Annotated in this window: 6 protein-coding genes and 1 pseudogene; 4 read left to right on the top strand and 3 right to left on the bottom strand. The window is 70.0% G+C overall.

The annotated features are described in order from the left end of the window. Positions 1 to 276 (top strand): annotated as a pseudogene (locus AB0D53_RS34725) (hypothetical protein); the annotation flags it as partial. A gap of 164 nt (positions 277 to 440) precedes the next feature. Here the strand turns inward: AB0D53_RS34725 and AB0D53_RS34720 are convergent. The 3 genes from AB0D53_RS34720 to AB0D53_RS34710 all read right to left on the bottom strand — a co-directional run bounded on the left by AB0D53_RS34720 (position 441) and on the right by AB0D53_RS34710 (position 4059). After that, the gene (locus AB0D53_RS34720; protein ID WP_362453246.1) at positions 441 to 1589 is read right to left on the bottom strand and encodes a serine hydrolase domain-containing protein; all 1149 of its coding nucleotides are present in this window, start codon (positions 1587 to 1589) and stop codon (positions 441 to 443) included. Positions 1590 to 1750: 161 nt separating this feature from the next. Then, positions 1751 to 3295 (bottom strand): alpha/beta fold hydrolase, encoded by a 1545-nt coding sequence (locus AB0D53_RS34715; RefSeq protein ID WP_362453245.1) that lies wholly within the window; start codon positions 3293 to 3295, stop codon positions 1751 to 1753. Between the two features lie 344 nt (positions 3296 to 3639). Continuing rightward, on the bottom strand, positions 3640 to 4059 hold the full coding sequence (locus AB0D53_RS34710; protein WP_362453244.1) for an ATP-binding protein: 420 nt from the start codon (positions 4057 to 4059) through the stop codon (positions 3640 to 3642). A gap of 134 nt (positions 4060 to 4193) precedes the next feature. On the opposite strand from AB0D53_RS34710, the gene AB0D53_RS34705 reads away from it, so the two are divergent. From AB0D53_RS34705 to AB0D53_RS34695, 3 genes are all read left to right on the top strand, one after another. Further along, positions 4194 to 5060: a helix-turn-helix transcriptional regulator gene (locus tag AB0D53_RS34705; protein ID WP_362453243.1), complete on the top strand. Its 867-nt coding sequence runs from the start codon at positions 4194 to 4196 to the stop codon at positions 5058 to 5060. Then, positions 5057 to 5242 carry a DUF397 domain-containing protein gene (locus AB0D53_RS34700; protein ID WP_362453242.1) on the top strand — a complete coding sequence of 62 codons (186 nt, stop codon included), beginning with the start codon at positions 5057 to 5059 and terminating at the stop codon, positions 5240 to 5242. Before AB0D53_RS34705 ends, AB0D53_RS34700 begins: the two co-directional genes overlap by 4 nt. Positions 5243 to 5568: 326 nt before the next feature. Beyond that, positions 5569 to 6504: a helix-turn-helix domain-containing protein gene (locus AB0D53_RS34695; protein ID WP_362453241.1), complete on the top strand. Its 936-nt coding sequence runs from the start codon at positions 5569 to 5571 to the stop codon at positions 6502 to 6504. The last annotated feature ends 150 nt before the right edge of the window (positions 6505 to 6654 follow it).

The raw sequence follows: 6654 nt of genomic DNA, 5'->3' as shown, positions 1-6654 counted from the left end.
TCCTTCGGCTCCGGCGCCGACGGCGTCGCCTCCCCCGTCGGACAGGGCGGCGAAGACCCCATCAAGCTCTCCGGCTCCGCCGTCGCGTACGCCGGTATCAACCCCAAGACCACCGACGGCGAAGGCGGCACGCAGTTCGGCAACGTCATCATCTCCACCACCGAGGACGACCCCAACCCCGCCGAGCTCGAACTCCCCGACATGGCCACCGTGGACCAGCCCGTCGTCACCAACTGGTCCACCAACCGCAACGAGACCATCCCCCGCGTCATCTGACCAACCGGCCCCCACCGCCCGGAACTCGAACTCCCGCGAAGTCCCCCCGCGCGCGGTGGTGCCCGACACACGCGGGAGGTACGCCGATGGGACGGTGCAGGTTCAGGAAGCAGCGGCGTGACCGGCAGCCGGCCGCCTGCATGCTCGTCCTGCCCCGCTGACGGCTACCGCTTCGTCGGGGCCGTGCCGCAGAACTCCGCCTCGACCAACTTCTGGGTGTCACCGGTCCAGTCGGCATTGAAGTTCGCGGCGATGGAGTGCTCCCCGTCCCGGGTGACCTGGGCCTCGGAATGCGACCCGTGGATGCCGCCGTTGTGCCCCCAGACCTCCTTGCCGCAGCTCAGCTTCTGCCTCATGAGACCGAGCCCGTAACCGAAGCCGGGCAGGTCGGGAGAGATCTGGACGGTGTCGGTCATCTCCCGCATCCCGGCCGCGGGAAGCAGCCGGCCCTTGAGCAGCGCACGGTAGAAGGTCTGCAGGTCGTTCGAGTCGGAGATCACCTCGCCGGCGGCGCTGGCGATGCTCGGATTGAGTTCGGTGACGTCGTACGTGGGTCCACCGGTCTCGGGGATGAGCTTGGAGTAGGCGCGGGAGTTCGGCTCGGGCAGGCGGGAGTCGGTGCCGGGCACGGAGGTGGCGCGCAGCTTGAGCGGCTTGATGATCCGGTTCTCGATCTCCTTGCCGTAAGGACGTCCGGTCACCTTCTCGACGACCATCCCGGCCAGCACGAAGTTGGTGTTGGAGTACTTCCAGTCCGTCCCGGGGGCGAAGTCGGGCTTGTGCGCCATCGCGACGGCGACGATCTGCTTCGGGGTCCAGGTGTCATAACGGTGTCGCAGGAAGCCGGGGCCGAAGATCTTCTCCTGGAGGGCCGGGTCGTCGGTGTAGTTGTAGATGCCGCTGGTGTGGTTGAGCAGCTGGCGGATGGTGATCTTCCGCCCGTCGTTCCCGTGTCCGCGCACCACACCGGGCAGCCACTTCTCGACCGTGTCGTCGAGGTCGAGCCGGCCCTCGCCCTGGAGCTGGAGCAGGACGGTGGCGGTGAAGGTCTTGGTGATGGATCCGACCCGGAAACGATCGCCCGACTTCCGCTCGCCCGCGGTGCCGGACCAACGGGTCTTTCCGTCACGGGTCTGCGCGACGGCCCCGGGCACGCCCTCGGCGACGGCCGCGTCCAGGGCCCGCTGGGTGGCGGCGTGAGACGGCCTGGCCGGCGGCGCGGCGGCCACGGCGGGCGCGGCGAGCGCGGTGACGGTGATCCCGGCGACGATTCCGGCGGCGAGGAGGGTACGGACGCTACGTGCGGCTGACATGCGGGCTCCCGTGATCGTGAACTGCGGTCACGGCAGGGGACCTTGGAGGCGAGCAGCGGGTTGATCCCGGTCGGGACGGTTGAGCCATTCTCAGCCGTTCCCACTCCGCATCCGTCGGATCACCCCGCCCCACGCCCACAACAACGCCCCGGGCTACGTTCCTAGCGGGCGCAGGTCAGGTCCTTCGCGGGCAGCCGGCCCGTGGTCAGGTACCGCGTGACGTCGGCGTCCGCACAGGACGGGCCGGCCACCACCACGCCGTGGCCCTCACCGCCGGCCACCGTGATCATCCGCGCGCCGTGCAGCGCCCGGCGCATGCCCTGTGCCATGGCCAGCGTCGCCTGCGGGTCCCACTGGTTCTGCACGATCAGCGCGTCGACGTCGTTGTTCACCACGGTGGCCGGCTCCCTTGCAACCGACTTCCAGAACGCGCACGGCTGAATGTTGGCCCCCAGGTCGCCGGCCAGCGGGTACGTGGCTCGGTCCCGGATCACGTCCCGGCGGTACTGCTCGGGGTTGCGCGGCCAGCTGCGGGTGTCGCCGCAGAAGAGACCCCATACGACGGCGGACGCGTTGTCCGCCGGAACGTCCGCGGTGAACGACCCCGCGTCGGCGGACCGGACCGGGGCGGAGCCGGGTTCCGCCGATCCGGCCGACACCGCCGACGCGGTCAGCGTGGCCGGCGCGGGCGGTCCGCCCTCGGCCGCGGCCTTCAGCCCGACGATCCACGGGGTGACGGCCTCGACGTGGACGAACGCGTTGTACGCGGAACGGATGGCGCCGCCGCTGAGCGCCCCGCCCTCCGTCGGGACGGGCGTGCGGTCGGCGTGGGCGATGAGCTCCCAGTACGTCTTCCGGACCTCCGCCGGAGTCGAGCCCAGCCCGTACGTGGCGTTGCGTGCGGCGGCCCACTCGGTCCACCGGGTGAAGGCGAGTTCGGCCGCTGCCGACCAGCCCCGGAACAGCCCTCGCCACACGAGCGTCGGATCGAGTGCGCTGTCGAGCACGAACCGGTCCGAGCGCTGGGGGAACATCTGCGTGTAGACGGCCCCCAGATAGGTGCCGTACGAGTACCCGAAGTAGGAGATCTTCTTCTCTCCCAGTGCCGCCCGGACGACGTCCATGTCCCGTGCCGTGTTGCGGCTGGTGATGTGCGGCAGCACGTCCCCCGCCTTGGCCCAGCACTTGTCGGCCACCGTGCGGGCCCGGGCCACGTCCTTTGCGAACGTCTTTGCGGTGTAGGGGTGCCGGACGGTCTGTTCGTCGTCCGTCAGGCCGCAGCCGATCGGTGCACTCTGCCCGACCCCGCGCGGGTCGAAGCCGATCAGGTCGAACCGCTCCCGTACCTCGGTCGGCAGCAGCGACTCCATCTCCGCGGGCATGGTCAGCCCCGGAACGGCCGGTCCCCCGGGATTCATCAGCAGCACGCCGTGCCGCTCCTTCGCGCTGCCCGCCTTGATCCGCGATATCGCGAGGTCGATCTTCCGGCCCCCGGGGGCGCTGTAGTCCAGCGGCACCTTGACCTTCGCGCACTCCAGGGCCGTCGGCCGGCCCGTGTCGCAGCGTTCCCAACGGAGTTTCTGCTGCGCGTACTGCTGGAGCGGATCCCCCGCCGCTGACGCCGTCACGGGGGTGAGCGCTGCCATCACGGTCGTCACCGCGCCGACCGTCAGCACGGAAATCGTTCGGGCGCCTCGTAGAGCCATGCCAGTCCTCTGTGCAGAATCGGTGTCTCGGATTGCCTCCAGTCTCTGTTCGGCCCCACTCGTGCCCGTACGGCCCGGGGATGGGCTCGTGATCCAACTGGTGGAGTAGGACGCCGCGCCACCGTCCTGCTGGAGTCCTGCCCCTCGTCGTTCCTCTCTCCGGGTCGGCGGCCGACCGGCCACCAAGTTCTTGCCGGTGGCGAGCGCCTCGGGAGCGGCGGTGGCGGACCAGGACGAGGCCTCGGCCCGGTCGGCGCGGATCTCCCTCCCCTAGGGGTTAGGAGAGGGATGCCCGGCCTCGTACCCTTCTGCGAAGGTGACGCCCCGTTGCGCCTCGGCCGACTTCACCGGGCGGTGGCCAGCTCGGCCCACACCGTCTTGCCTACACCCCGGTCCTTCACGCCCCACGCGGTCGCCAGCGCATCGACCAGGTGCAGGCCAAACCCGGACTCCGCGCCGGGACGGGAGGGCCTCACCTCCGGCTCCCGTTCCCCTCGCGCGTCCGACACCTCGATACGGAGCGTGTCCGCGACGACGGTGAGCCGGAGCTCGAAGTCCCGCCCCGGCACCAGCCCGTGAAGCACCGCGTTGGCCGCCAGCTCCGACACGATCACGGCGGCGTCCCCGGAGAGCTCGCTCCCGTACGGCACACCCCATGCGTCGAGTTGGTGGAGGGCAAGCCGACGGGCGAGCCGGGCGCCCCGACGGGTGGCGCTGAAGCGTTGGGCGAACTCGGCGCCCGCAAGGGTGATTTCGGCGTTCATGTGACTCAGCGTGTCCGGTTGCTCGTACGCTGACCAGGAATGACACCTCGACGCCGAGTAGCCGTACGGGCACGCCCGGTCGGCTGTACGGGGCGTCGGCCGTGACCGGGCGAACAGAGAGCGGTGCGGGGCGGATGGCGAACGCGGAACGCGAAGAGAGGCCGGAGCGGCCGGCCGAATCGGATGGAACGGCGCACCTCTTCAAAGCGCTGGGCAAACAGATCAAGGTGCTGCGCGAACGCGCGGGGATGAGCCAGAAGGACCTGGGCGTCGCGGCCCACTGCGGGGAAGACCTGATCTCGGCGATGGAGCGGGGCGTACGTACGCCGCAGCCGGAGTTCCTGATCCGTGTGGACCCGCTCCTCAATGCGGGTGGGGTGCTCCGCGCTGCCGTCGACGAGGTGCGGGAGGCACTGGCGCGGGCGCGCACTCGACATCCGGAGTGGTATCGCAACTACGCGAAGCTGGAGGCGGACGCAGTACAGCTCTACGTCTACAACAACCAGTCCGTGCCTGGGCTGCTTCAGACCGAGGCCTACGCGCGGGCTCTCTTCACACAGTGGCGACCCCTGCTCAGTGAAGAGACCATCGACCAGCGAGTGGCTGACCGGCTCGACAGACAGCAGGTTTTCGCCCCGTGGCCTTCGCCGACGTTCCACTTCATTCTGGACGAGAGCGTGCTGATGCGCCCCATCGGCGGCCGGGACGTTCATCGGGAACAGCTGCGGAAGCTCTTGCACATTGGCCGCCTGCGGACGGTACAGATTCAGCTGATGCCACTCGACCGCACGGAACAGCCCAGCCTGGACGGCCCATTCACGCTGGTCACGCCTAGGGGGAAGCAACAGGTGGCCTACCTGGAGATCCACACGTACCCGAAACTGATCACCGCTCTGGAGGAGGTCCGCGTGCTGGCCGTCCGCTATGGAATCATCCAGTCGGCGGCTCTCACACCGCGGGAGTCGCTGGCCGCGATCGAGAAGATGCTGGGAGACGTATGAACACCGAGCAGCTCCGCTGGTTCAAAAGCAGCTACAGCAGCGGCGGCGGCGGCGAGTGCGTCGAGGTCGCCACCTGCCCCACCACCATCCACGTCCGCGACTCCAAGAACACCCAGGGCCCCCACCTCGATGTCACCCCCGCCACCTGGTCCGCGTTCGTCACGTACGCGCGTCAGGGCTGATCACCCCCCAGGTCCGCGCACCGCGCACCGGATCGCGACAACCGCGACCCGGTGCGCCGCGACCCGGAGGACCGCGACGCGGCGGTCCCCGACGTAAAAAGGCTTTTAAAGGCTTTGGGAAGAAGAAACTTCCCCAACCCAACCCCTCCCCCGACGACACGCAGGGGCCCGTCACTCACACGGGTGAGGTTCGCCAACTCAGCTGGCTTTCCGGGCCATTGGCTGACATATGCTCGCCGCGACAACCCCAGACATGCGTCGGCCCCCGGCCGGGACTGCGAATCCCATACCGAGGGCCTGACCACCGAGGAAGTTAGGGCTTCCTGATGGATACACAGCAGGTTAGCGCGCCCCGGCGCACCCCGTCTCCCGTTCGCGGAGGCACCAAGCCGACATCCGGTGTCGTCCACATCAACGCCCGTCACACCAGCCGATTCACCGTCATCGGCAACCACCTCGCCCAGCACCGCGAGCTCTCCCTGCTCGCGATCGGGCTCTCGACGTACATCCAGTCGCTGCCCGCCGGGGCCCGGATCGGCATCAAGACGCTCGCCGAACGCTTTCCCGACAGCGAGGCCCGTATCGCCGCCGCGTTACGCGAGCTGGAGGCCCACGGCTATCTGAGCCGTACTCGCGAGCGGCTGCCCAACGGCCGTGTCGTCACGCGCACTTGCTCCTACAACCAGCCGACCGGCACCGCACCACAGCGCCCGGCCCCGGCCCCGGCCCCACCCCCGGCACCCGAGCCACGCCGCCAGGCACCCGCACCCGCACCCCCACCCGTGGCCGCGCCCGCGCCCGCACCCGCACCCGTAACGCCCCCGCCGACACCCCGGCCCGCTCCCACCCCTCCTCCGCCCCCACCGCTCCCCCGGCCCCGCAACCCGCTCCCCCAGTACCTCCGCGCCGCCGCCGCGCTGCTCACCGATCTCCACCGGCACGCGGCCGAGATCACCCTCACCGAGAAGGACGTCGTCCTCCTCGCCCCCGCCGCAGCCACCTGGTTCGAGCGCGGCGCCACGCCCGCCGCGCTCCGGCACGCTCTCACCCACGATCTGCCCCAGCCCCTCAAGCGCCCCGCCAAGCTGCTCCGGTACCGGCTCACCGCTCTCCTCCCGCCCCCGCCGACCCCGGAGCACCCCACCGTCCTGCTCCAGAACTGCGACCGCTGCGACCGGGCCTTCCGCTCCCCCACCCCGGGCAACTGCCCCGGCTGCGCAACCGACGACACCCACGCGCGGTTCCCCGTCCCGGCCGGATGATCACCGGCCCCGGGCCACCCCGCACACGTCCGCACCGATATTCGCTGGATCCGGTGGGAGTGCGTTGTTACGGTGCTCGCACCTCCACCACGGTGCCGACCGTCGGTGACCTATGGGCGTTCGCCCTGGAAAGCAGTTGATGTATGCCCC

Origin of the sequence: Streptomyces sp. NPDC048295 (genome assembly GCF_040652135.1) — a bacterium.
Classification (GTDB): domain Bacteria; phylum Actinomycetota; class Actinomycetes; order Streptomycetales; family Streptomycetaceae; genus Streptomyces.
The sequence above is the reverse complement of the archived record's forward strand: the minus strand, read 5'-3'. Positions and strand labels throughout refer to the sequence as shown.